The sequence below is a fragment of the Janthinobacterium algoris genome (assembly GCF_051380935.1).
In the GTDB taxonomy this organism is placed as follows: Bacteria; Pseudomonadota; Gammaproteobacteria; order Burkholderiales; family Burkholderiaceae_D; genus Janthinobacterium.
In genome coordinates this window covers 461269-484292 of the sequence record NZ_JBNYXZ010000001.1, presented here as the reverse complement: position 1 = coordinate 484292, position 23024 = coordinate 461269, and the positions used below count along the sequence as shown (strand labels likewise).

The 23024-nt window shown below is 64.0% G+C and carries 18 protein-coding genes and 2 pseudogenes; 9 read left to right on the top strand and 11 right to left on the bottom strand.

Annotated features, from left to right (window positions below; all coding sequences use genetic code 11):
• Window positions 1-3: 3 nt before the first annotated feature.
• The gene (locus ACQ4W7_RS02195) at window positions 4-996 is read right to left on the bottom strand and encodes an aldo/keto reductase (protein WP_436528095.1); all 993 of its coding nucleotides are present in this window, start codon (window positions 994-996) and stop codon (window positions 4-6) included.
• Between the two features lie 84 nt (window positions 997-1080).
• Between ACQ4W7_RS02195 and ACQ4W7_RS02190 the strand changes: the two genes are divergently transcribed.
• Both ACQ4W7_RS02190 and ACQ4W7_RS02185 read left to right on the top strand, forming a co-directional pair.
• Window positions 1081-1971: a LysR family transcriptional regulator gene (locus ACQ4W7_RS02190; RefSeq protein ID WP_436528093.1), complete on the top strand. Its 891-nt coding sequence runs from the start codon at window positions 1081-1083 to the stop codon at window positions 1969-1971.
• Window positions 1972-2038: 67 nt separating this feature from the next.
• Entirely contained in the window at window positions 2039-2548 is a 510-nt protein-coding gene (locus tag ACQ4W7_RS02185; RefSeq protein WP_426070878.1) for a GAF domain-containing protein, read from the top strand.
• Between the two features lie 4 nt (window positions 2549-2552).
• Here ACQ4W7_RS02185 and ACQ4W7_RS02180 read toward each other — a convergent pair whose 3' ends face one another.
• Together ACQ4W7_RS02180 and ACQ4W7_RS02175 are read right to left on the bottom strand one after the other, a co-directional pair.
• Entirely contained in the window at window positions 2553-3149 is a 597-nt protein-coding gene (locus tag ACQ4W7_RS02180; protein ID WP_426070849.1) for an O-methyltransferase, read from the bottom strand.
• Between the two features lie 198 nt (window positions 3150-3347).
• Window positions 3348-4241, bottom strand: a complete 894-nt coding sequence (locus tag ACQ4W7_RS02175) for a DMT family transporter (RefSeq protein ID WP_426070850.1) — start codon at window positions 4239-4241, stop codon at window positions 3348-3350.
• 108 nt (window positions 4242-4349) lie between these two features.
• Between ACQ4W7_RS02175 and ACQ4W7_RS02170 the strand changes: the two genes are divergently transcribed.
• Both ACQ4W7_RS02170 and ACQ4W7_RS02165 read left to right on the top strand, forming a co-directional pair.
• Entirely contained in the window at window positions 4350-5129 is a 780-nt protein-coding gene (locus ACQ4W7_RS02170) for an AraC family transcriptional regulator (protein ID WP_436528090.1), read from the top strand.
• Between the two features lie 80 nt (window positions 5130-5209).
• Complete coding sequence (locus ACQ4W7_RS02165; protein WP_436528088.1) at window positions 5210-7735, top strand: tetratricopeptide repeat protein; 2526 nt, start codon at window positions 5210-5212, stop codon at window positions 7733-7735.
• A 47-nt stretch (window positions 7736-7782) separates the two neighbouring features.
• Here the strand turns inward: ACQ4W7_RS02165 and ACQ4W7_RS02160 are convergent.
• The 4 genes and pseudogenes from ACQ4W7_RS02160 to ACQ4W7_RS02145 all read right to left on the bottom strand — a co-directional run.
• Window positions 7783-7932: pseudogene (locus ACQ4W7_RS02160) on the bottom strand (FABP family protein); the annotation flags it as partial.
• 59 nt (window positions 7933-7991) lie between these two features.
• Entirely contained in the window at window positions 7992-8516 is a 525-nt protein-coding gene (locus ACQ4W7_RS02155) for a hypothetical protein (protein ID WP_436528086.1), read from the bottom strand.
• Between the two features lie 2 nt (window positions 8517-8518).
• The gene (gene map / locus ACQ4W7_RS02150; RefSeq protein ID WP_426070854.1) at window positions 8519-9322 is read right to left on the bottom strand and encodes a type I methionyl aminopeptidase; all 804 of its coding nucleotides are present in this window, start codon (window positions 9320-9322) and stop codon (window positions 8519-8521) included.
• 14 nt (window positions 9323-9336) lie between these two features.
• Window positions 9337-9936 (bottom strand): TetR/AcrR family transcriptional regulator, encoded by a 600-nt coding sequence (locus ACQ4W7_RS02145; protein ID WP_426070855.1) that lies wholly within the window; start codon window positions 9934-9936, stop codon window positions 9337-9339.
• A 78-nt stretch (window positions 9937-10014) separates the two neighbouring features.
• Between ACQ4W7_RS02145 and ACQ4W7_RS02140 the strand changes: the two genes are divergently transcribed.
• Window positions 10015-11562 carry an AMP nucleosidase gene (locus tag ACQ4W7_RS02140; RefSeq protein WP_436528292.1) on the top strand — a complete coding sequence of 516 codons (1548 nt, stop codon included), beginning with the start codon at window positions 10015-10017 and terminating at the stop codon, window positions 11560-11562.
• Window positions 11563-11569: 7 nt separating this feature from the next.
• Here ACQ4W7_RS02140 and ACQ4W7_RS02135 read toward each other — a convergent pair whose 3' ends face one another.
• The 4 genes from ACQ4W7_RS02135 to ACQ4W7_RS02120 all read right to left on the bottom strand — a co-directional run bounded on the left by ACQ4W7_RS02135 (window position 11570) and on the right by ACQ4W7_RS02120 (window position 15403).
• Window positions 11570-12040, bottom strand: coding sequence for an RES family NAD+ phosphorylase (locus tag ACQ4W7_RS02135; protein WP_436528083.1), 471 nt, complete (start codon window positions 12038-12040; stop codon window positions 11570-11572).
• Complete coding sequence (locus tag ACQ4W7_RS02130; protein WP_436528081.1) at window positions 12037-12513, bottom strand: Xre family toxin-antitoxin system antitoxin; 477 nt, start codon at window positions 12511-12513, stop codon at window positions 12037-12039. Before ACQ4W7_RS02130 ends, ACQ4W7_RS02135 begins: the two co-directional genes overlap by 4 nt.
• A gap of 134 nt (window positions 12514-12647) precedes the next feature.
• A complete protein-coding gene (locus ACQ4W7_RS02125; RefSeq protein WP_436528079.1) occupies window positions 12648-13118 on the bottom strand; it encodes a cyanophycin metabolism-associated DUF1854 family protein in 471 nt (156 codons plus the stop codon).
• 2 nt (window positions 13119-13120) lie between these two features.
• Window positions 13121-15403: a cyanophycin metabolism-associated ABC transporter gene (locus tag ACQ4W7_RS02120; RefSeq protein ID WP_426071760.1), complete on the bottom strand. Its 2283-nt coding sequence runs from the start codon at window positions 15401-15403 to the stop codon at window positions 13121-13123.
• Window positions 15404-15875: 472 nt separating this feature from the next.
• Between ACQ4W7_RS02120 and ACQ4W7_RS02115 the strand changes: the two genes are divergently transcribed.
• The 4 genes and pseudogenes from ACQ4W7_RS02115 to ACQ4W7_RS02100 form a co-directional block, all read left to right on the top strand.
• Window positions 15876-18053 carry a cyanophycin synthetase gene (locus tag ACQ4W7_RS02115; protein WP_436528076.1) on the top strand — a complete coding sequence of 726 codons (2178 nt, stop codon included), beginning with the start codon at window positions 15876-15878 and terminating at the stop codon, window positions 18051-18053.
• A gap of 86 nt (window positions 18054-18139) precedes the next feature.
• On the top strand, window positions 18140-20710 hold the full coding sequence (gene cphA / locus ACQ4W7_RS02110) for a cyanophycin synthetase (protein WP_426071758.1): 2571 nt from the start codon (window positions 18140-18142) through the stop codon (window positions 20708-20710).
• A 204-nt stretch (window positions 20711-20914) separates the two neighbouring features.
• Window positions 20915-21925 carry a hypothetical protein gene (locus ACQ4W7_RS02105; protein ID WP_436528074.1) on the top strand — a complete coding sequence of 337 codons (1011 nt, stop codon included), beginning with the start codon at window positions 20915-20917 and terminating at the stop codon, window positions 21923-21925.
• Window positions 21817-23021, top strand: a pseudogene (locus ACQ4W7_RS02100) (diguanylate cyclase domain-containing protein); the annotation flags it as partial. The gene ACQ4W7_RS02105 and the pseudogene ACQ4W7_RS02100, both read left to right, overlap by 109 nt.
• Window positions 23022-23024 lie beyond the last annotated feature (3 nt).

Here is a 23024-nt window from a genome sequence, read left to right as displayed (position 1 = left end):
TTTTCAGGCATCCACGCCCTTCATGCCTTCCGCCGTATAGCGCGCGCCCGCCGCCATGCCCAAGGGAAAGGCGGCGCTCATCGCCGCCAATTCCGCCGTGTCCAGCTGCACGGCCAACGCGCCGAGGTTGTCGTGCAGGTAGGCGATGCGCTTGGTGCCGGGGATAGGAATGATGTCCGGCCCTTGCGCCAGCAGCCAGGCCAGCGCCAGCTGGGCCGGCGTGCAGTCTTTCGCGCGCGCCAGTTCCCGCACCAACGCCACGATGGCCTGGTTGCGCACCAGGTTATCGGCCGCGAAACGGGGATTGAACTGGCGAAAATCCCCGGCGTCGAGGCTGTCCGCGCCGGCAATGGCGCCCGTCAGGAAACCGCGGCCCAGCGGGCTGTAGGCAAAAAAACTGGCACCCACTTCGCGGCAGGCGGCCAGCACGCCCTGCTCCGGCTCGCGCGTCCACAGCGAGTACTCGCTCTGCACGGCGGCCACGGGGCAGAGCGCCGCCGCGCGCCGCAAGGTGGCGGCGCTCACTTCGCACAGGCCCACGGCGCGAATCTTGCCCTCTTGCAGCAGTTGCGCCAGCGCCCCCATCGAGTCTTCCAGCGGCGTCTCGAGGTTCAATCGGTGCAGGTAAAACAGGTCGATGGCCTCCACGCCCAGGCGCGCCAGCGACGCTATACACGCCTGGCGGATGTAGGCGGGGGAGTTGTCGACGCGGCGCGCATAACTGCCTGCCTCGCGCGCCAGGCCGCACTTGGTGGCGACCAGGGCCTGGCCGCGATGGGCTGCCAGGAAGCGCCCCAGCAATTGCTCGTTGTGGCCAAAACCGTAGGCGTCGGCCGTGTCGAACAGGGTCACACCCGCCGCCAGGGCCGCTTCCAGCGTGACCAAGGATTGCGCCTCGTCCGTGGCGCCATAGAATTCCGACATGCCCATGCAGCCCAGGCCCAATGCCGAACTGTTCAAGCCGCTATGGCCGATGCGTCGTTGTTGCAGTTGCATGTTGATCTCCCTCATTGTCAATACGGCCAGTCTGCGCCGCGCCAGCGAGCAAGGGAATGCGCAATTTCGTGATACCTTTCTGGTATGAGATCCCTCGATACCCATGCCTTGAGCCTGTTTTGCGCCGTCGCCCGCTGCCTGAACTTCCGCCAGGCAGCGGAACAGCTGCACATGAGCCAGCCGCCCCTGTCGCGCGCCATCAAAGGGCTGGAAGAACGGCTGGGCGCACGATTGTTCGAGCGCGACACACAGGGCGTGGCCTTGACGCAGGCGGGCCGCACCCTGCTGCCGCAAGCGCTGCATATCCTCGCTTTGCTTGAGTTGGCGCAAACGTCACTGCGGCAAGACAGCGCGCCCGCGCGCCTGCGCCTGGGCCTGACCAGTTCGGTGGAAGCAGGCCTGTTCCGGCCCCTGCTGGCGGCACTGGAGGGGCAACTGGGTAAGGTCCGGCTGGAACTGACGGCGGCGCCGTCACCGCGCCTGGTCGCTGGCGTGCGCAAGGGCCAGCTCGATGCGGCCCTGCTCGCCCTGCCCAGCGCCACCTTCGAGTTGGCCGTGCAGCCGCTGGCGCGCCAGCCCATGATGCTGGCCCTGCCGGCCAGGCACCGCCTGGCAAAAAAGCGCAAGCTGGGTCTGGCCGACATCGCGGCAGAATCGATTTACTGGTTCGAACGGGCGCGCCAGCCCGCCTTTTTCGACCATTGTCAGCAGGTGTTTCGCCGCCATGGCTTCGCGCCCATTTTTTTGCGTGAGGCGCCCGACCACCATGTGCTGCTCAGCGATGTGGCGGCCGGCAAGGGCATGGCCCTGCTGGCCGACTCGTTCCGCGCGCTGCGCCTCGCTGGCGTAGTCTACCGGCAACTATTGGAGGGAGAGGAATTGGCGGCCGGCATCGGCCTGGCCTGGCGGCAAGAGCACGGCCATGCGGCCCTGCCCCTGCTGCGCCAACTGGCGGTGGAGCATCTGAACAAGTGATGGCCGCACGCGGATGCGCCAGACGCGCTACCATGGCGCCTTACCTATTTTGCACTCCTCCACGACCATGACGTTTACCATCAGCGACGCCGCCTACGGCACCGATACCCCGGAAGCCAAGCAAGCCATGTATGCGGACCTGCGTTCGCAACTGCAAGGCTTGCTGTCGGGCGAGAGCGACTTCATCGCCAATACAGCCAACTTCAGCGCGCTGGTCTTCCACACCATGCCGGGCTTGAACTGGGCCGGCTTTTATTTCCTCAAGGGCGAGGAGCTGGTGCTGGGGCCGTTCCAGGGCAAGCCGGCCTGCATCCGCATCAAGAAAGGCCGCGGCGTGTGCGGCACCACCGTGGTCGAAGGCAAATCCATCGTCGTGCAGGACGTGCACGCGTTTCCCGGCCACATCGCCTGCGATGTCAATTCACGCTCGGAACTGGTGGTGCCCGTCTTTGCAAACGGCCAGATCATCGGCGTGTTCGACCTCGACAGTCCCCTGGTGGGCCGTTTCGACGATGTCGACGCGCAAGGCGTCGAATCGCTGGTGCGCGTGCTGGAAGCGGCCATCGTCGCAGAGTAAGTAATCAGTCGCCGGACTTGACGGCGATGAATTCGCCCTTGCCGACGGTGGCCAGGCACGTCGTGTAGTTGCTGTCGGCGCGGATGGCGTCAAGGAACTCCGCCATGTCCGCGTAATGCGAACTGGCGTTGTCCACCACCAGCACGCCGCCGGCCGCCAGCACGCGGTCCAGCTGCGGCCACCATTGTGCATACTGCTGGCGGGCGGAATCGAGAAAGATGACATCGTAAGCGCCATCCGCCGCATCGCGCAGCACGTCGCCCGCGTCCGCCAGCAGTTGCTTGACCACGCCCTGCAATTGCGCGCGCACAAAGTTGGCATGCGCCATGTCGAACTTGTCCTGCGCTTTTTCCACCGTCACCACGATGCCGCCCAGCGCCTGCGCCGCGCGCGCCAGCCACAGGGTGGAATAGCCGTTCGAGGTGCCAATTTCCAGCACGCGGCGCGCACCGCGCGCACGCACCAGCACGGCCAGCAATTCGCCCGTGTCGCGCGTAATGTTGAGCATGCGGCTGGCGCGCTCCGCGTGCGCCGCATCGTTGCTGCTACCGAATGCTTCGAGTTCACATAATAAGGTATCGAGGGTATCGATGCTTGGCATGGCGGCTCCTTGTTCAAAGCATCAGCATAGCAAAAAAACCAAGTAATCCTCGGGAAATTACTGTGAAATTATGACGAACAGAACCGGATGCTATGCAAGGCGCCTGTTGCGACGCAGTGCAAGCACTGCTAGCAGCGGGCAACGCTGCAGAGCGCCGGTTAAGGAAGTCAGAAATCACAATAATTTATTGGGGGTTACTTAAGCGCTGGCACGGCGGTGCAGCGGACGTTTCAGGGTTTGCACCATCACCACGCCCAGCAAGGTCACGCCGCCGCCGATCACATCATAACTATGCAAGGTTTCCCCCAGGAACAGCATGGCGATGATGACGGTAAACACGGGCAGCAAATTCATCAAGGTCGTCGCGCGGCTGGGGCCCAGCTTGGCCAGGCCGTGCATCCACAAAAACGGCGCGATGATGGAAGCGGGGATGCCCGCAAACAGCACCAGCGGCAAGCCGGCACTGGTGACGGGCGGCGCGGACTGGCTCAGGTAATACACGAACAGCACGGGCACGGCGCACCAGACCTGGATCAGCAGGGAATGCCAATTATTCAGGGGAATCTTCCAGCGCTTGAGTAGCACGCCATAGCCCGCATACGACAGGCAGGCCAGCAGCATCAGAGCGTCGCCCACGGCCGCTCCATGGGCGATCAGGGCGACCGGGTCGCCATGGCTGAGCAGATAGCCGAGTCCCAGCAGCGACACCAGGCCGCCAAACACGCCGCCCACGGTGGGCGCCTCTTTCAACAGCAGTACGGACAGGCCCACGGCCAGCAGCGGCATCACGGATGCCAGGATGCCCATATTGGTGGCCGTCGTCGTTTGCGCGGCGATGTAGGCCAGGCACTGGTACATGACCATGCCCAACATGCCCAACACAAACAGTTTCCCAAGATACGGTTGCACCACGGCCCGCTGCTTCCACACGGCGCGGCCAAACACAAGCGCCAGCAGCACGCCGGCCAGCAGCCAGCGGTAAAACGAGATGGCGGCCGGGTCGATCACGCCCACGGCCATCTTGCTGACGATGGTATTGATGGCCCAGATCAGCACGGCGATCACGGGAAACAGGTAATGCTTGGCTTGCATGCGGCGTACTCCATTATTCAATGAGCGCCATTTTCGCATGGTCCGATTCCATGGATATAATGCATACCGGACAAACGATGCGAAGAACAGGACAAAACAGGAGACACGATGGCCAGCAACCAGCATTTTCCCGCCGTTTCCGACACCCTGCCCTACCCCGTGTACTTTCGCCTCGACGATTATCACGCGCACCAGCAATTCGATTACCAGAGCCATCCGTGGGGACAGCTCACGTATTGCTCCACGGGCGTGATGGAAATCATGGTGGCGGGCCAGCGCTATCTGTCGCCGCCCCAGTACGCCGTGTGGATACCGCCCGAGACCTTGCACGACGGCTATATCCGCCAGGATGTCATATTTCACTCGGCCTACATCGATGCCAGCCTGTGCGCGCAACTTCCGGCGCAGCCGTGTGCGCTGGTCCTGAGTCCCCTGCTCAAAGCTATCCTCGGCGACTTTGCCGGCCGGGGCGTCACCACGCCCGCCACCCAGGCGGACCAGCGCCTGGCGCAGGTGCTGGTCGACCAGTTGCAACTGGCGCCCTGCAGCCGCAACTACCTGCCGGGCAGCGACGAACCCGTCATCGCGGCGCTGCTGGCGGCCCTGCAGGCGGATCCCGGCAGTAACCGCTCACTGGCCGACTGGGCCGCGCAATTGCATGTGACTGAACGCACCCTGGCGCGCCGCTGCCAGCGCGAACTGGGTATGCCGTTCGGCGAATGGCGCCAGCGCCAGCGCTTCCTGGCCGCGCTGCCCTTGCTGGAACAGGGCGACACCGTGCAGGCCATCGCGCTGGAACTGGGCTATAGCACGGCCTCGGCCTTCATCGCCATGTTCCGCCGCCAGAGCGGCGGCACGCCGGACCAGTTCCGCCGCGGCCTGCGCTGAGAAAGCAAACCGGCGTTGTCCGCTTTGTCATATGGGGATGCTAAAATTCAAACATCTTTCCAGAGAGCAAAAGGACGCGCATGAACCCGAGCACCGAGACGGCCACCGACACTGCTGGCAGCACCGACCTGCCCGAGGTGCCCGAGGTGCCCGAGGTGCCCGAGGTGCCCGAGGTGCCCGAGGTGCCCGAGGTGCCAGCGTCGACCGCGACGGCGGCACCTGCGACCATCCGCCTGGAAAAGGAAGAAATACCCACCGTGCTGGGCAAGCTGCGCACCCTGGTGCAGGACAAGACGCGTTTCGAGCCGCACGACATCACGCCGCTGGGCGAGGTAGACGTCTTGCAAGATTTTTCCTTGCAGGCCAACTACGAGCTCGAGGCGCGCTTCGAGCAGCGCGTCATCAATGGCTATTTCGCGCCGTCAGGCAATGACTGCCGCTGTCAGGGTGGCCTGCATGAGGTGGGAGCACTCGCTCACGCGCAGGAGAAGGAACGCCTGCGCTGCGCTGCAGCCAAGCTCGACAATGCCTTGCGCCAGGCGGGCCAGGCTTACAACGGCGTCGAAGCGGGCGTTTACCTGCCGCACGCCGTCAAGTACTGGCATTTGGACACCTGCAGCAACTGCACCGGCCACGGCCGCATCAGCTGCCACACTTGCCACGGTTCGACCACGGAAACCTGCTGGAACTGCCACGGCGGGCGCACCGTCAGCTGCGACGCGTATGGCTGCTACGGCAGCGGCAAGATATCGTGCTCGTATTGCAGCGGCAGCGGCACAGTGTCCGAGCAAATCACCGATTACGTGACGGTGCAAGTGCCCACTACCACCTACAGCAACGGCAGCTCGCACACCAGCTACCACAGCGAAACGCGCACGCAATACCGCACCGAGCATCGCAATTGCTACCATTGCAGCTTCGGCAAGGTCATTTGCAACAGCTGCCACGGTTCCGGCAATGTCAATTGCGGCACTTGCCGCGCCAGCGGCAGCGTCACCTGCCGTACCTGCAGCGGCGTGGGCGACTTGCGCTGCAACCCGTGCGACGGCTCGGGCAAGGTGGGCAAGGCGGCCTGGGTCGACGTGCATGTGGCGCCCGGCTACAGCGTCAGCCTGCCCAAGCAGGCGCCCGACGATGCGCGCCGCATCCGCGACAAGGAGAGCGTGCACTCACTGGCCGCCATCGCCAGCAGCGTGGGCCTGGCGAAAGTGAGCATTTATAATGAAGACCAGCCGCAGGAAGTCGACGCCCTGTATGCGGCCAAGCTGCGCATCGTGCGCCTGGACGCCGCGTGCAACGCAGAAAAACACCACCTGGTGGCATATGGCACCGACTTGCGCTGGCTGACGCTCGATGACATCGTGGAAAAGCTGCTGCGCGGCGACCTCAAGGCGCTCAGCGACGCGCTGGCCGGCAGCGCCGACGATGGCCTGTTTTCGGCTCACGTGCAGCGTTTATTGACGCCACTGCGCGACGTGGCTGCCTCGGAACTGAATGCGGATGTAATCGAGTCTGTCCTCAGCGGCGAAGCGGACCACGCGCACGTTGATATCGTCTCCGCCGAGTATGCGCAGAATATGCGCACCTGCGTGCTCGGTGCCTTGCGCCAGGTCTACACGCGGCTGGCCAAGCAATTCTGGTGGAAAAGCGCGCTGGCCGCGCTGGCCGCCGCCAGCGCCACCTGGTTCTTCGCCGGCCGCGGTGGCGCCGCCGTCGCCGGCCTGCTCGTGACGGGCGCCGGCTACTGGCTCTTCAACCGCAAGGTGAAAACAGTGCTCAGTGAGGCGCTGGGCGGCGAGCAGCAGGCCGAACGCGCCATGCGCATCGCCGGCAAGGGCCGCCGCAACCAGTTGGCGCAAGTGCTGATCCTCGCGCCCGCCAGCTTGGCCGTGCTGGCCGCCAGCTATGGCTTGCCCGTGCGCGTGCGCGCGCCCTCCCCACCAGCGCAGGCGGCCATGGCCTCGGCGCCCGTCGCCCCCCATGCGCCAGCCGCCGTGCCGCAGGACGCAAGTAACGCCAAGGCCGTCAAGCTGTATGAAAATGGCGACAAGGTGCAGGCGCTGGCCATGCTGGAAAGCCTGGTCGGCAAGGGCGACGCCGGCGCGTATGGTTTGTATGGCTGGATGCTGCTGATGGGCGAAGGCAAACCCGGCCCCGTCACCGCGCCGACGGCGCAGCAGCGGCAAGCGCGCCAGGTGGCCGCCAAGCCCCTGATCGGCAAGGGTCTGGTGAAGAACGACAGTTATGCGCTGACGGCGAAAGGCGTGATGCTGGCCGAAGGCTGGCAGGAAGCACGCAACATGGCGCGCGGACTCGACCTGCTGAAGCAGGCCGCGAACAAGGGTAATGCGCAAGCCATGCATTTGCTGGGCCTGTACCACGTGCGCGGCTACCAGATTCCCGTCAACCACAAGGAAGCGCGCAAATGGTTCACCCTGGCCGCCGACAAGGGCAGCGCGGGCGACATCTACAACCTGGGGTTGATGGATTGGGAAGGCGCGGGCTTGAAGCGTCCGGACCGCGCCAGCGCCCTGCAGCGCTGGAAGATCGCCGCCGCCATGGGCGAGGAACGCGCGATCAAGGCGGTAGCCCAGGGTCAACCTTAAGGAGCAGCTGAAAAAAAGCCCATGGCGTTGTTGCATTGCCTGGCCGTACGCTTGCGCGGGCCGTCGGCTTTCGGCTTGACGTCCAGGCCGCGCGTGCCCGTCCAGATGCCGGCCATGCCCGTCAAGGGACCCAGGTTGTTCAGGGTGTGCACGTCGGCGGACGGCTCGGTGTAGATATCTTCGGGAAAATCGCTCATGCGGAAGTCTTCAAAATGGGGCAACAGTGCTTGCCGCCATGGTAAGACGCAGGCCGCTGTCAGGGAAAGAGCGCGCTATGGCACTCGATGAACAGCAAGGCTGCTGTCGCCAGCGCGGGGCGCTGCGCCTCGAACACCGCCGCGTCGCGCGCGTGCAGCAAGTTGGCGGCGACGTCAGGCAGCTGCAGCTCGCCGGCAATCAGCGCCGCCACCGCCTCGATATTCACATACAAGGCGCTGTCAAAGCCTTCCCAGTCCACGTAGGCCAGCCATTCGGCCAGGGTCACCACGCAAGCGACTTGCGGCGCCAGGGCCGCGATGAGATCAAAGCGCAGCACGCTGTCGCTGCGGATGCCTTCCTGCTGCAGCACGACCAGCGCCACGTGCTGCAGCGCGTCTTCCGGGGCGCGCCGGTATTTGTTCAGCAAGCGCTGCGTCAGCGTGTAGCGCTCGGCGTCGATGCCGCGCAGGGCGGCTGCCACGTCGTAATCATGCAGCGCCAGGTGGCGCACCGCGCAGGCCGCGTCCACGCCGGCTTTCGCGGCGACGATATCGGTGAGCTGCTGCCGGCGCGCGTCATTCATGCTTACACCAGCGGGTCGGTCAAACCGGTCAGGGTGAAGATTTCAAAGCCCGTTTCCGTCACGGCCAGCGAGTGCTCGAACTGCGCCGACAGCGAACGGTCTTTCGTCACCGTCGTCCATTTGTCTGGCAAGACCTTGACCTGGTAGCTGCCCACGTTGAGCATCGGTTCGATGGTAAAGATCATGCCCGGTTCGAGCACGATGCCCGTGCCGGCGCGGCCATAGTGCAGCACTTGCGGCGTGTCGTGGAAGACCTGGCCCACGCCATGGCCGCAGAAGTCGCGCACGGAAGAAAAACCCTGCGCCTTGGCCACCGCCTCGATGGCGGCGCCCACGTCGCCCAAGGTCGCGCCCGGGCGCACGGTGTGGATGCCGGCCATCATGGCGTCATACGCCGTGTTGACCAGGCGGTTGGCCAGGATGGAGACTGCGCCCACCTTGAAAGTGCGGCTGGTGTCGCCAAACCAGCCCTGGAATTTTGGCGTCACGTCGATGTTCAGGATGTCGCCCACTTTCAGGATCTTGGTCTCGGACGGGATGCCGTGCGTGACCACGTGATTGACGGAGATGCAGCTGGCGTGCTTGTAGCCGTGGTAGTCGATGGTGCCGGGGATGGCGCCGGCGGCGCGCATGAATTCTTCGCACAGGGCGTCGAGCTTGGCCGTTGAGACGCCCGGTTTCACGAAGGGCGTAATGTAGTCGAGCGTGTCGGCGGCGATGCGGCCGGCCGCGCGCATGCCGATGAAACCTTCTTCATCGTGCAGGGGGATTTTCTTGCCGTGTTCAAGCTGGGTGGAATAGCGCATGGATTTCTTCTTTGTTAATGTGATGTGGTGTGTAAAGCCCAGCCGCGCACGGCGTCGTGCGAGGCGCGCAGCATGGCGTCGACACTGGCCGGTATCGGCCGCTCCTGGGTCAGGTAGGGCTTGACGACGGCCACGGGCGCGTCGATCAGCACGAATTTGAGCAGCATGTGGTCCAGGTCCAGCTCCGTGGTGGCGGGCATGGCTTCGGCGCAGCGGACAAAGCAGGCGTCGAGCGCCGCCTGTTCCTCTTCCACGGCGGCCAGCAATTCCTCGCTGAGGCCACTGCTGAAATCGGGGCTGTCCGCGCATTGCAACAGGAAGCGCGCGTATACGGGCTTGCGCCGGCACCAGTCCAGCAAGCCGTGCACGCCGGCCCAGGTGTCGCCACCGAGCCAGCGGCTGGCCACTTCCTCGCGGAAATCGCTTTTCACGCGCAGCCAGGCGCGCGCCAGGATGGCGTTGCGCGAATCGAAGCGGTGATACACGGAGCCGATGGGCGCACCGGCCTTGACGGCGATGGCGGCCATCGAGACGGCAGCCACGCCGCACTGGGCGGCGACGGCGATCGCGCTGTCGATGAAGTTGTTTTCGTTGAATTTTGCGAGTCTGACCATTCAAATAGAATACAGATTCTATTTGAATCCGTCAAGCGTCCCGAGATGCACCGACAAGAGTTGCCCTACTGCCTTACAATGGTATGCACGAACCGCTCAAGGAGAATCCGCTTGCTTACGCCCCCCTTCATCGCCTCCTCCCGCTTCGACGATCCACGCCTGGCGCTGGAACAGGTGCAAGCCATTTACCGCAGCAGCATCGAACACTTGCGCGACGCGCTGCAGCGCTTTGTCGCCGGCGAAGACATGCACGAAAGAGTGCGCGCCTGCTACCCCTTCGTGCGCATCCAGACCGACACCGTGGCGCGCGCCGACTCGCCGCTGGCCTACGGCTTTGTCGCCGGTCCCGGCGTATTTGAAACCACCCTGACGCGCCCCGATCTGTTTGGCGACTATTACCTCGACCAGTTCACCCTGCTGCTGAAAAACCATAACAGCGGCCAGAAGGTGCAACTGGAAGTGGGCGTGAGCGCCCAGCCGATCCCCGTGCATTTCTCGTTCGCCGAGCATGACCATATCGAAGGCAATATGGATGCGGGCCGCCGCCTGGCCATGCGCGACCTGTTCGACCTGCCCGACCTGTCGGCCATGGACGATGGCATCGCCAACGGCACGCACGAACCGGCGCATGGCGAAGCGCAGCCGCTGGCCTTGTTCACGGGCCCGCGCGTCGATTACTCGCTGCAGCGCCTGCGCCATTACAGCGGCACCTCGCCGCAACACTTCCAGAACTTCGTCCTGTTTACCAATTACCAGTTCTACATCGACGAATTCATCCGCCTGGGCCACGCCATGATGGACCGCGCGCCCGATGCAGCCGCGCCCTCGGACGACGACGGCTATGTCGCCTTTGTCGAACCGGGCAATGTGGTCACGCGCCGCGTGGGCCAGACCGTCGAAAGCGAGGATGCGCTGGGCGCCGCGCCGCCGCGCCTGCCGCAGATGCCCGCCTACCACCTGCTGCGCGCCGACGGCAGCGGCATCACCATGGTCAATATCGGCGTCGGTCCCGCCAACGCGAAAACCATCACCGACCATATCGCCGTGCTGCGCCCGCACGCCTGGCTGATGCTCGGTCATTGCGCCGGCTTGCGCACCACGCAAAGCCTGGGCGACTACGTGCTGGCGCATGCGTATGTGCGCGAAGACCATGTGCTCGACGAAGACTTGCCGCTGTGGGTGCCGATCCCGCCGCTGGCGGAAATCCAGCAGGCGCTGCAAACGGCGGTGGCGGAAATCACCCAGCTGACAGGGCATGACTTGAAACACATCATGCGCACGGGGACCGTGGCCAGCACGGACAACCGCAACTGGGAACTGCTGCCGCAACGCACGCCGGAGCGCCGTTTCAGCCAGAGCCGCGCCATCGCGCTGGACATGGAAAGCGCCACCATCGCCGCCAACGGCTTCCGCTTCCGCGTCCCGTACGGCACCCTGCTGTGCGTGAGCGACAAGCCGCTGCACGGCGAAATCAAGCTGCCCGGCATGGCCAACCACTTCTACCGCGAACGGGTCGACCAGCATCTGCGCATCGGCATCCGCGCCGTGGAACTGCTGCGCCGCCAGGGCGTGGACCGGCTGCATAGCCGCAAATTACGCAGCTTTGCGGAAGTGGCGTTTCAGTAAGCGCGCTTCAAGGGAAAAACCGGGGATCGTAGCTCCACCGCCTGACGGTACTGGCGGTGATCGCTACGGCATCAGCATGCCGGGGATTGAGCAAGACATTGTATTCGTCGGGCACGATCACGGAAGGTACCAGCAGCAAGGCGGTTTTTCCCGCTGCAATCCAGCTATCGCCAACCCGCTTGCCCGACAAGCCGGCCGGTATGGCGTCCCAGCCGCCGGGAAATGGATCGAGTACCTGGCGCGCGTCCCATACGACATCGGGAATGGCGATACGCACCAGGTAACGATTGAAGGGCAGGCCGCCACCACGCAGATAATGGACGGTTTCCAGGGTGGCCAGTGCGATACTCGTTGAGCAATACACGACAGGCGCGCCCTTGCTGTTCCAGCGACCGCCCGTAATCCTGGCGCCGGTGCCGCTCAGGTCACTCGCAGGATAGGCTGGCGTCTCGACGGCAATACGCCAGAGCACATTCATGCATAGGCTCCGCTCTGCGTCATGGACAGCAATTCCGCCACCAGTTTTTGTCCCTCGAAGGTGTCCATGTAGCTGGCCGGCGTCGCACCCGCCAGCGCAGGCAGCGGCTTGCTCAGCCAATCTGAGACCCAGCGCGCCGCGTCAAAGCCGGTGGGATCGCCCGATTGCTCGACCATCGCCTGCACCATGCCGATCAGGGTTTCAATGCCCAGCACGCGTTCCGATTCGTCCTTCGACAGCAAACTGGCGTCTTTCTCCTTGCGGCTGATGGTGGCACGCGACAACCCCAGGCTCGACAACATGAATTCCTTACTCATGCCCATGCGCGCAGACAGGCGGCTGATCGTCGAAGCTGGAATGCCTCGCCGTATCAGCGCAATGCGCGCATCAGTATCAAAGCCATACAGCGCCATGCCCTCGTATAGCGTCCTCGCTTGCTGGACCGGGACGGGAATGTCAACTTGCCGCACCATAATCACCTCCTTTAAGACATAAGTATAGCTCAAATGAGGCAATACACAAGGAAGGTCCAAGGTCAAAAAAAAATGCCGTTCAGCGCAGGCTGAACGGCATGAACGGCGGCACTGCACCGCATGCAGGGCGCTCCTTACAGGAAGCGATCCAAAATCTTGCGCGTATTCTTGTCAATATTAAACATGTCGCGTATCAAAAAATGAATACCGTGGTTATCGGCGATCAGCAGCGACGTGGCGCCGATGCGGCGGATGTCTTCTTCGCCTTTCAGCACGAACTGTGTCTCGCCCCGGTCCGTGTCGACGTGCCAGGTGCACGGCGTGGCAAAGCTGGAAACGCTTTTCACGCGCGCAATCTCGGGCATGAATTCGCGCCCTTCCAGCTCTTCCTGCAGCAGGCTGCGCGCCGGTTCCGGCAAGGCGTCGAGGCATTCGATCCACGCCACTTCCTTGCCATTACCCAGCACCAGCGAAATGCCTTCGTCGGGCGACTGGATGGGAAAGGCGCGCACGGGCGCCACACCTTCAAAGATCTGGCCGTCTTCGGCCGTCATCACCAGCTTGCCAAAGGTGTCGCGGCTTAATGTAAAAGTTGTACTGGCCATGCTTATTCCTTGTCATCCAGGGCGAGTTCGTTGTTGCGCGCCTGTGCTTCGTAGAGGCGGAAATAGGCGCCCTCTTTCGCCATCAATTCATCGTGACTGCCCACTTCGACGATCTGGCCGCGGTCCAGCACCACCAGGCGATCGGCACGGTGCAAGGTCGACAGCCGGTGCGCGATGGCGATCGTCGTGCGGCCCTGCACCAGGTTGTCCAGCGCCTTCTGGATTTCTTTTTCCGTTTCCGAATCGACCGACGATGTCGCTTCATCCATGATCAGGATGCGCGGATCGATCAGCAGGGCGCGGGCAATCGAGATGCGCTGGCGTTCGCCGCCCGACAAGCCCTGACCACGCTCGCCCACCATCGAATCGTAGCCTTGCGGCAGGCGCAGGATGAATTCGTGCGCATGCGCGGCGCGCGCGGCGGCGATGATCTCCTGGCGCGTCGCGTGCGGCTTGCCGTAGGCGATATTTTCCGCGATGGTGCCGAAGAACAGGAACGGTTCCTGCAGCACCAGGCCGATATTGCGGCGATAGTCGGACACGGCGAACGAGCGGATGTCGACGCCGTCAAGCAAAATCGCGCCTTCGGACACGTCATAGAAACGGCAAATCAGGTTGACCAGGGTGCTCTTGCCCGAACCGCTGTGGCCCACCAGGCCGATCATCTCGCCCGCCTTGATGTTCAGCGTGATGCCGCGGTTGACGGCCCGGTTGCCGTAGCGGAAACCGACTTCGCGCAAATCGATCCGGCCTTCGATCTTCTCCAGTTTCACCGGTTGCGCCGGTTCCGGCACGCTCGACACGTGGTCGAGGATGTCGAAGATGCGCTTGGCGGCGGAAGCCGATTTCTGCGTCACAGAGACGATGCGGCTCATCGAGTCGAGGCGGCCATAGAAGCGCGTGCTGTAGGCGATGAAGGCGGTCAGCACGCCGACGGTAATTTCGCCGCGCGACAGCTGCCAGATCCCGAAGCACCAGATGACCAATAAGCCCATCTCCGTCAGGAAGGACACGGTCGGCGAGAACAGCGACCAGACCTTGTTCAATTTGTCGTTGACGGCCAGGTTGTGCGCGTTGGCGTCGCGGAAACGGGCCGCTTCGCGTTTTTCCTGCGCAAACGCCTTCACCACGCGGATGCCGGGGATAGTATCGGCCAGCACGTTGGTCACTTCGCTCCACACGCGGTCGATCTTTTCAAAGCCCGTGCGCAAACGGTCGCGCACCAGGTGAATCATCCAGGCGATAAAGGGCAGCGGCGCCAGGGTCATGATGGCCAGCCATGGATTCATCGACCACAAAATGACGCCCGTCATGATAATCATCAGCACGTCGGAGGCAAAATCGAGCAGGTGCAGCGAGAGGAAGACGCAGATGCGGTCGCTGCCGCTGCCGATGCGCGCCATCAAGTCGCCCGTGCGCTTGCCGCCAAAGAATTCCAGCGACAGTTTCATCAGGTGTTCATACGTGGCCGAGCGCAGGTCGGCGCCCATGCGTTCGGACACCAGGGCCAGCACATAGGTCTTGCCCCAACCCAGCAGCCAGGCCAGCAAGGCCGAGCCAAGTAAACCACTCATGTAGTACACCACCAGCCACGGGTCGATATGCTTGCCGTTTTGGTACGGGATCAGCACATTATCCATCAGCGGCGCTGTCAGGTAAGGCGGAATCATGTGCGCGGCAGTGCTCAGCAGCATCAGCATGAAGCCCAGGGCCAGCTGGCCACGGTAAGGGTGGGCGAAGCGCCACAGGCGGAACAGGGTCCAGGTCGATGGCGGCGTGTACAGCACCTTGGCGCAGATCGGGCACTCTTCCTGCTCCGGCTCCAGGGGCGCCTTGCAGCTAGGACACACTTCCTGCTCAGCTTCCAGCACGGGCTGGCCCGTCAGGTGGCTGTCGAGGCGTTCGACAAACTGCTCCAGCACGCGGATCGCGTGCAGGTTCTGTCCCAGGGTAAAACGCCACGAGGCCAGGCGGCCATGGTCGTCGAACAATTCCAGGTGGCCGACACCGGCGTGGTCATGGTGCGTCAGGCGCAGCCCGGGGCGGAAAGACCAGCTGTTCCAGGCGGTATCGCCCGGTGAACGGGCCAGCAAACGCTTCTCGGTGACAACAATTATGCCTTTTGTGAAACGTAATCGCGCATCGAGGTCAACCTCAACGCTACTTAAAACGTTCTCCCCTGGAGAAAGATTCTTTTCCACTTCCGCCAGCCAGGCTTCTGCTACAGGCGCCGGCAGTGAGGTGAGGGGAATAGTTGTTGCAGGAACACTCAGTTCAGTTGTCATCGTAAAGCATACTCCGGCTCGTAGCCAAGCCCTTCAGGGGCGGGATTTGGGGGGATGGGGCAGACGCCCGATCAATGTTTGTGTGCTGCGCGATGGCGGCTGGCGGATGTACCAGTGGCAATTTCCTGTATTGTATCGAATGGACGCATGCCGGTAAGGAATGGATGGGAAACAATCGGGAAATGCCGGATAGCCGCTGCGCTTTTGCAAGTATACAACAGGAAGCTGTTGCGCAAATGGCCCTACTTTGATACGAGACGGTAACTATCTGACAAGCAAGGCAACATTTAGTAACAATTAGTATGGCAACACCAGCAGAATACGAGAAGCAAACGCGACAAGTGGCCATTAAAAGTGGCACACTGCGCATACCCGGGATAAAGAACCAAGCACGAGCCTGAAAAGACCCTGTAGAGCCAACATAAAGTATCTGGCGCCCAGACGCCTGGCCTGTTATCAAGAAACCACTTACATGATCAAGAAGAAGAACATCGAATTTGTCCGCGTCACCCACTTGCGCGGCCCCAACATCTGGACTTACCGCCCGGTGATTGAAGCCTGGGTCGACATCGGCGAACTGGAAGATTTCCCATCGAATACCCTGCCCGGCTTGTACGAGCGCCTGGTGGCGTGGCTGCCCGGCATGATCGAGCACCGCTGCGGCGTGGGTGAACGGGGCGGCTTTTTCGAGCGCCTGCGCGAAGGCACATGGTCGGCCCACATCCTCGAACACGTGGTGCTGGAATTGCAAAACCTGGCCGGCATGCGCACGGGCTTCGGCCAGACGCGCTCGACCAGCCAGCGCGGTATCTACAAGATGGCCTTCCGCACGCGCGAAGAACACGTGGGCCGTGCCGCCCTGGCTACCGCGCGCGAACTGCTGATGGCCGCCATCAACAATGAAGCCTACGACCTGGAAGCGGCCCTGGCGCCTCTGCGCGAGCTGGTCGACGCGCGCTGCCTGGGCCCGAGCACGGCCAGCATCGTCGATGCGGCGACCGAGCGCCGCATCCCGTCGCTGCGCCTGAATGACGGCAATCTGGTGCAACTGGGCCACGGCGCCGCGCAGCGCCGCATCTGGACGGCCGAAACGGACCGCACCAGCGCGATTGCCGAAGGCATCGCCAGCGACAAGGACTTGACCAAATTCCTGCTCAAATCGTGCGGCGTGCGCGTGCCCGAGGGCAGTCTGGTGCGCAGCGCCGAAGCGGCCTGGGAAGAAGCGCAGGACATCGGCGTGCCCGTCGTGGTGAAACCGTATGACGGCAACCATGGCCGCGGCGTGTCGCTGAACCTGATGACGGAAGCGGACGTGAAAGCGGCCTACGAACTGGCCGCGCGCAAGGGCGACAGCTCGGCCGTGCTGGTGGAAAGCTTCATCACGGGCGACGAACACCGTCTGCTCGTCGTTGGCAACAAGCTGATCGCGGCCGCCAAGGGCGAATCGCTGTGGGTCGATGGCGACGGCGTCTCCACCGTGCTGGAACTGGTGAACACGCAAATCAATATCGATCCGCGCCGCGGCGAAGGCGAAGATTTTCCATTGGGTACCGTCAAGCCGCATGAATCGGGCGAAATCGTGCTGGAACTACAGCGCCAGGGCATGACCGCCCTGTCCGTGCCGCAGGCGGGTCAGAAAGTGCTGATCCAGCCGAACGGCAACGTGGCCATCGATGTCACCGACGACGTGCATCCATCCGTCGTGCATGCGGCCTTGCTGGCCGCCCGCGTGGTGGGCCTGGATATCGCCGGCATCGACCTGGTCACCACCGACATCACGCGTCCGCTGGAAGAGCAGCGCGGCGCCATCATCGAAGTCAATGCCAGCCCTGGCTTGCTGGCGCACATCAAGCCGGGCGTGGGCCAGCCGCGCCCCGTCGGCGCGGCCATCGTCGACCACCTGTTCGCCTCCGAGGAAACAGGCCGCATTCCGCTGATCGGCGTGACGGGCACGCGCGGCGCCAGCCTGATCGTGCGCATGCTGTGCAAACTGCTCAACCTGTCGGGCCTGCACACGGGCGCCGTTTGCAGCGAAGGCATGTACCTGGACCAGCGCCGTGTCGTCAGCAACGATTGCGTGAACTGGGACGCGGGCCAGCGCCTGCTGCTCAACCGCACCGTGCAGACGGCCCTGTTCGAGAGCAATCCGCGCATGATCCTGGCCGAAGGCCTGGCCTACGACAAGTGCCAGATCGGCATCGTCACCGACATGGGCAGCCTCGATAGCGTCAAGGATTTCGACGTGCTGGATGAAGCGGGCCTGTACAAGGCTGTGCGCAGCCAGGTCGACGTGGTGGTGCCGACGGGCGTGGCCGTGCTGAACGCCGCCAACGCGCACGTGCTGGAACTGGCCGAGCTGTGCGACGGCAGCGTGACCCTGTATGCGCAGGATGGCAGCCTGGCCGCCATCGCGGCGCAGCTGGCTGCCGGCCAGCGCGCCGTGTTCGTGCGCGGCAACCATATCGTGCTGGCCGAAGGCGGCATCGAAACGGTCTTGCTGTGCCTGGACCTGCTAAAACCGGCCACGGCCGGCAATGTCGACAGCGTGCTGGCCGTCGCGGCGGCCGCCTGGGCCATGAACCTGCCCGTCGACCTGATTTGCGCCGGCCTGCGCACCTTCGACGCGGCCCCTGGCTGCATCGGCAACTAATCGGCAACCAAGGTACAGGATAGCAGCACTCAAGCCCGGCCAGCATGGCCGGGCCCACAAGAACACAACAGGATTACGGTTTAATTATGGAAGTATCTCGCGTACGGGCCTTGCGGGGCCCTAACCTCTGGAGCCACGACACCGCCGTGGAAGCCATTGTTTCCTGCACCACGCAGGAACTCGACATTGCCCAGTTGCCCGGCTTCGAAGCCCGCCTGCGCGCGCGCTTTCCGCAACTGAGCCCGTTGCAGCCGCTGGGTAACTACAACGCCGCGCCGATGGCGCAGGTGCTGGAACTGGCGGCGCTGGGCCTGCAGGCGCAAGCCGGTTGCCCCGTCACTTTCAGCCGCACCACGCCGACCCTGGAAACGGGCATCTTCCAGGTCGTCGTCGAATACTCGGAAGAAGCCGTCGGCCGCCTGGCACTGGAACTGGCGCAGCAGCTGTGCCGCGCAGCGCTGGACGATGCGCCGTTCGACCTGACCGGTGCCCTGCACCAGTTGCAGGAACTCGATGAAGACGTGCGCCTGGGCCCTTCGACGGGTGCCATCGTCAACGCCGCCGTGGCGCGCAACATCCCGTTCCGCCGCCTGACCGAAGGCAGCCTGGTGACGTTCGGCTGGGGCAGCAAGCAGCGCAAGATCCAGGCCGCCGAAATGGATGGCACCAGCGCGATTGCCGAAGCCATCGCGCAAGACAAGGAACTGACGAAAAAACTGCTCGATTCTGCCGGCGTGCCCGTGCCGCAAGGCCGTGTCGCCATCGACGTGGACGACGCCTGGGCCGCCGCCTGCGAGATCGGCCTGCCGGTCGTCGTTAAACCCAAAGATGGCAACCAGGGCAAGGGCGTGACCGTCAATGTCACCACGCGCGAACAGCTGACGGCCGGCTTCATCGCGGCGCAGGAATTCCGCGACGATATCCTCGTCGAGCGCTATCTGCCAGGCCACGATTTCCGTTTGCTCGTCATCGGCAACAAGATGGTGGCAGCGGCCCGCCGCGACCCGCCGCAAGTGGTGGGCGACGGCCAGCACACGGTGCGCGAACTGGTCGATCAGGTCAACCTGGACCCGCGCCGCGGCAGCGGCCACGCCACCTCGCTGACGAAAATCCGCTTTGACGACATCGCCCTGGCCAGCCTGGCCAAGCAGGGCTACGTGGCCGAATCGGTGCCGCCCGTGGGCCAGCGCGTGATTTTGCGCAATAACGCCAACCTGTCGACGGGCGGCTCGGCCACCGACGTCACCGTCGACGTGCACCCGGAAGTGGCGGCGCGCGCCGTCGCGGCCGCGCATATGGTGGGCCTGGACATCTGCGGCGTGGACGTGGTCTCCGAGAGCATTCTCAAACCGCTGGAAGAACAAAACGCCGGCATCGTCGAAGTGAACGCCGCACCGGGCTTGCGCATGCACCTGGCGCCGTCGTTCGGCAAGCCGCGCCCCGTGGGCGAAGCCATCATCGCCGCCATGTTCGCCGAGGGCGACGATGGCCGCATCCCCGTCGTTGCCGTTACGGGCACCAACGGCAAAACCACCACCGTGCGCCTGATCGCCCACCTGCTCACCACCTCCGGCCTGCGCACGGGCATGACCAACACGGATGGCGTGTACATCGAAGGGCGCCAGATCGACAGCGGCGATTGCAGCGGTCCGCGCAGCGCGCGCAACGTGCTGCTGCACCCTGACGTGGACGCGGCCGTGTTCGAGACGGCGCGCGGCGGCATGCTGCGCGAAGGCCTGGCCTTCGACCGCTGCCAGGTCGCCGTGGTGACGAATATCGGCGCCGGCGACCACCTGGGCCTGAACTACATCACTACCGTGGAAGACCTGGCGGTGCTGAAACGCGTGATCGTGCAGAACGTGGCCGACAGCGGCGTGGCCGTCCTGAACGCCACCGACCCCGCCGTCGCGCGCATGGCCAAGAATTGCAGCGGTACGGTGACCTTCTTCGCCGCCGACAAGACGCATCCCGTGATGGCCACGCACCGCGCACAGGGCAACCGCGTGGTGTATGTGGAAGACGGCAAGCTGGTCGCCGCACAGGGCAAGGAGCGCCACGAAATCGCCCTGTCGCAAGTGCCGATCACGCGCAACGGCGCCATCGGCTTCCAAGTCGACAACGTCATGGCCTCGCTGGCCGCCGCCTGGGCCGTGGGCCTGGACTGGAAAACCATCGCGCTGGGCTTGAAAACCTTTGCCAATGAAGCCGACAATGCGCCCGGCCGCTTCAACGTCTTCGATTACAAGGGCGCCACCCTGATCGCCGATTACGGCCACAATCCAGACGCCATCCTGGCGCTGGTGCAGGCCGTGGAAAGCATGCCGGCGAAGCGCCGTTCGGTGGTCATCAGCGGCGCCGGCGACCGCCGCGACGAAGATATTCGCCAGCAGACGGAAATCCTCGGCGCCGCCTTCGACGACGTGCTGCTGTACCAAGACCAGTGCCAGCGCGGCCGCGCCGACGGCGAAGTCGTGGCCTTGCTGCGCCAGGGCTTGAACGGCGCCAAGCGCACCAGCCATATCGATGAAATCAACGGCGAATTCGTCGCCATCGACAAGGCCCTGGCGCGTTTGAATGAAGGCGATCTGTGCCTGATCCTGATCGACCAGGTGGAAGAAGCGCTGGCGCACATCGCCAAGCGCGTCGCCGAAGCGTAAGCGCAGCCTGACGGCATACAAGGGGCGGCCTGCGGGCCGCCCTTTTTTATGGGCGCGCCGTATCCAGCCACGCACCGGCACGGTGCAAAAACACCTTGTATCGACCTGGCAAGCTTGTAATTTCGGGCATGAAAATTGCCACTAAGAAAACACAAACTTGGCTGACGAGAAGGTGGTGCACGCATGGTGGGCAGAATCTCGCGCATGATCGGGAAATTGACGGTAGGGCGTAAACTGGCGCTGATCTACTTGCTCGATCTGTCTGCCGTCATCTTCATTTCCGGTATCCTCATCAACGAAAAATACATCGCCATCGACTTTTCCCGCAAGGAGATGGCGGGCAATGCCTACATCGCCGCCATCCGCGATGCGCTGCTGCCCCTGACGCGCAGCACGGCGCAACCGGGCGCGCGAGCGGCGGCCGCGGAGCAGGCCAAACGCAGCTTCGGCGCGGACATGCGCAGCGCCGAACTGAATGCGCAATTTGCCGCCCTGCTGCGCCAGGCCGGTAGTGCTCCCGCTGCGCCGGACGACAGCATCGCGCCCTCGCCCGCCTTCGTCGCCGGACGCGCACTGCTCACGCGCGTGGGCAACCAGTCGAATCTGATCCTCGACCCGGACCTGGACAGCTATTACACGATGTCGCTGGTGATCCTGCGCTTTCCCGAGCTGCTGGAAGTGATCAACAGCATGCGCGCCCTGGCCCTGCAACTGGCCACGGCCGAAGGCGCGCAGCGCCAACGCCTGCAGACCCAGTTCCTGATCCTGGAAGGGCACATGGATGCCACCATGGGCGGTATCGGCAGCGACTATGCGGAGGCGTTCGCGGCCAGCACGCCGCTGCTGCGCAAACACCTTGACGGCTCGCGCGCGACCCTGCAGCAAGCCGTGGCGCAGTTACGCGCCAGTACCCTGGCGCTGGCCAGCGCACCTGCCCATGCGGCCGGCTGCACGGCGCTGGCAAGGCACGATGCGGCCGCCGTCGCGGCCCTGCAGCGTGCCTGGCGCGCGTGGCGCAGGAGGTGCGCGAAACGGGCGACCATAGCCTGCGCGCCATCTGGGACAGCGAGGACGAAACGGGGCGCCTGGTCAGCGCCTTCAATACCATGCTGCAGCAGCTCGACTTCCAGCGCATGGCGCAGCAGGAACTGGTGGCGCGCGCCAGTGCGGCCGATGCGCAGCGCCAGCTGGTCGACGCCATTCCCATCCCGTTGATGGTCACCTCGATCCCGCATCACCAGGTGCTGCACGCGAACCAGGCCGCGCACGCGTGGCAGGGCGGCCTGGAACTGGACCCGTGGGTGAGCGGCATGCGTCCGCAAGCCCGTTCGCGCTTCTTCCAGCGCTTGAGCGACCTGGGCGCCGTCGATGAATTCGAGGTGTGCTGGAGCGGCGGCGGCACGCCCACCTGGGCACTGATTTCCGCGCGCCTGATCGATTACCAGGGCCAGCGCGCCGTGCTGTCGACCTTCACGCCGATCAACAAGATGAAGCTGATGGAGTCACGCCTGGAACTGTGGGCCAAGGTGTTCGAGGCATCGGCCGAAAGCCTGATCGTGATGGATGCCGACATGCGCATCATCACCGTCAACCAGGCCTTCCGCCGCCACGCGCTGTACGACATGGTGGAGCTGATCGGCAAGCGCCCGGCCTTCCTGCTATCGCAGCAAAACAGCCATGAGCAGCTCGACAGCCTGCGTCAGACCCTGGCGCGGCGCGGCTACTGGCAGGGCGAGATCCGGGTTCAGCGCAAGTCGATGGAAAGCTATCAGGCCTGGCTGGTAATGAACGCCGTGCGCGACCTCGATGGCGTCACCACGCATTTCATCGCCAGCTCGCTCGATATCAGCGAACGCAAGGCCAGCGAGCGGCAGATCGAGCACCTGGCCCACCACGACGCGCTGACGGGCCTGGCGAACCGCCACGTGTCGAAACTGCGCCTGGCGGCCGCCATCGCGCAGGCGCGCCGCAGCGGCGAAAAGGTGGGCGTGCTGTTCGTCGACCTGGACCGCTTCAAGCACGTCAACGATGCGCTGGGCCACCACGTGGGCGACGCGCTGCTGCAATCGGTGCGGCGCGCTTGCTGCAGCTGGTGCGCGAAGGCGATACCGTCAGCCGCCTGGGCGGCGATGAATTCGTCGTCATCCTCAACGGCATCGGCGATGCCGCAGCCATCGTCGCCCTGCTCGACACCCGGTTGATACCGGCCATGCGCCAGCCGCACCAGGTCGAAGGCAGCGAGCTGTATGTCTCGTGCAGTGTGGGCGTGGCCATTTACCCGGATCACAGCGACGACATGGATCCCCTGATGCGC

What these genes read in the sequence shown, in the direction of transcription:
- ACQ4W7_RS02105 (WP_436528074.1), top strand. Translation starts at nt 20,915, where the DNA reads ATGATCGGGAAATTGACGGTAGGGCGTAAACTGGCGCTGATCTACTTG.
- ACQ4W7_RS02155 (WP_436528086.1), bottom strand. Translation starts at nt 8,516, where the DNA reads ATGAATGACGCGCGCCGGCAGCAGCTCACCGATATCGTCGCCGCGAAA.
- ACQ4W7_RS02190 (WP_436528093.1), top strand. Translation starts at nt 1,081, where the DNA reads ATGAGATCCCTCGATACCCATGCCTTGAGCCTGTTTTGCGCCGTCGCC.
- ACQ4W7_RS02185 (WP_426070878.1), top strand. Translation starts at nt 2,039, where the DNA reads ATGACGTTTACCATCAGCGACGCCGCCTACGGCACCGATACCCCGGAA.
- ACQ4W7_RS02170 (WP_436528090.1), top strand. Translation starts at nt 4,350, where the DNA reads ATGGCCAGCAACCAGCATTTTCCCGCCGTTTCCGACACCCTGCCCTAC.
- map (WP_426070854.1), bottom strand. Translation starts at nt 9,322, where the DNA reads ATGCGCTATTCCACCCAGCTTGAACACGGCAAGAAAATCCCCCTGCAC.
- ACQ4W7_RS02135 (WP_436528083.1), bottom strand. Translation starts at nt 12,040, where the DNA reads ATGAATGTGCTCTGGCGTATTGCCGTCGAGACGCCAGCCTATCCTGCG.
- ACQ4W7_RS02180 (WP_426070849.1), bottom strand. Translation starts at nt 3,149, where the DNA reads ATGCCAAGCATCGATACCCTCGATACCTTATTATGTGAACTCGAAGCA.
- ACQ4W7_RS02120 (WP_426071760.1), bottom strand. Translation starts at nt 15,403, where the DNA reads ATGACAACTGAACTGAGTGTTCCTGCAACAACTATTCCCCTCACCTCA.
- ACQ4W7_RS02140 (WP_436528292.1), top strand. Translation starts at nt 10,015, where the DNA reads ATGGTATGCACGAACCGCTCAAGGAGAATCCGCTTGCTTACGCCCCCC.
- cphA (WP_426071758.1), top strand. Translation starts at nt 18,140, where the DNA reads ATGGAAGTATCTCGCGTACGGGCCTTGCGGGGCCCTAACCTCTGGAGC.
- ACQ4W7_RS02165 (WP_436528088.1), top strand. Translation starts at nt 5,210, where the DNA reads ATGAACCCGAGCACCGAGACGGCCACCGACACTGCTGGCAGCACCGAC.
- ACQ4W7_RS02145 (WP_426070855.1), bottom strand. Translation starts at nt 9,936, where the DNA reads ATGGTCAGACTCGCAAAATTCAACGAAAACAACTTCATCGACAGCGCG.
- ACQ4W7_RS02130 (WP_436528081.1), bottom strand. Translation starts at nt 12,513, where the DNA reads ATGGTGCGGCAAGTTGACATTCCCGTCCCGGTCCAGCAAGCGAGGACG.
- ACQ4W7_RS02115 (WP_436528076.1), top strand. Translation starts at nt 15,876, where the DNA reads ATGATCAAGAAGAAGAACATCGAATTTGTCCGCGTCACCCACTTGCGC.
- ACQ4W7_RS02125 (WP_436528079.1), bottom strand. Translation starts at nt 13,118, where the DNA reads ATGGCCAGTACAACTTTTACATTAAGCCGCGACACCTTTGGCAAGCTG.
- ACQ4W7_RS02175 (WP_426070850.1), bottom strand. Translation starts at nt 4,241, where the DNA reads ATGCAAGCCAAGCATTACCTGTTTCCCGTGATCGCCGTGCTGATCTGG.
- ACQ4W7_RS02195 (WP_436528095.1), bottom strand. Translation starts at nt 996, where the DNA reads ATGCAACTGCAACAACGACGCATCGGCCATAGCGGCTTGAACAGTTCG.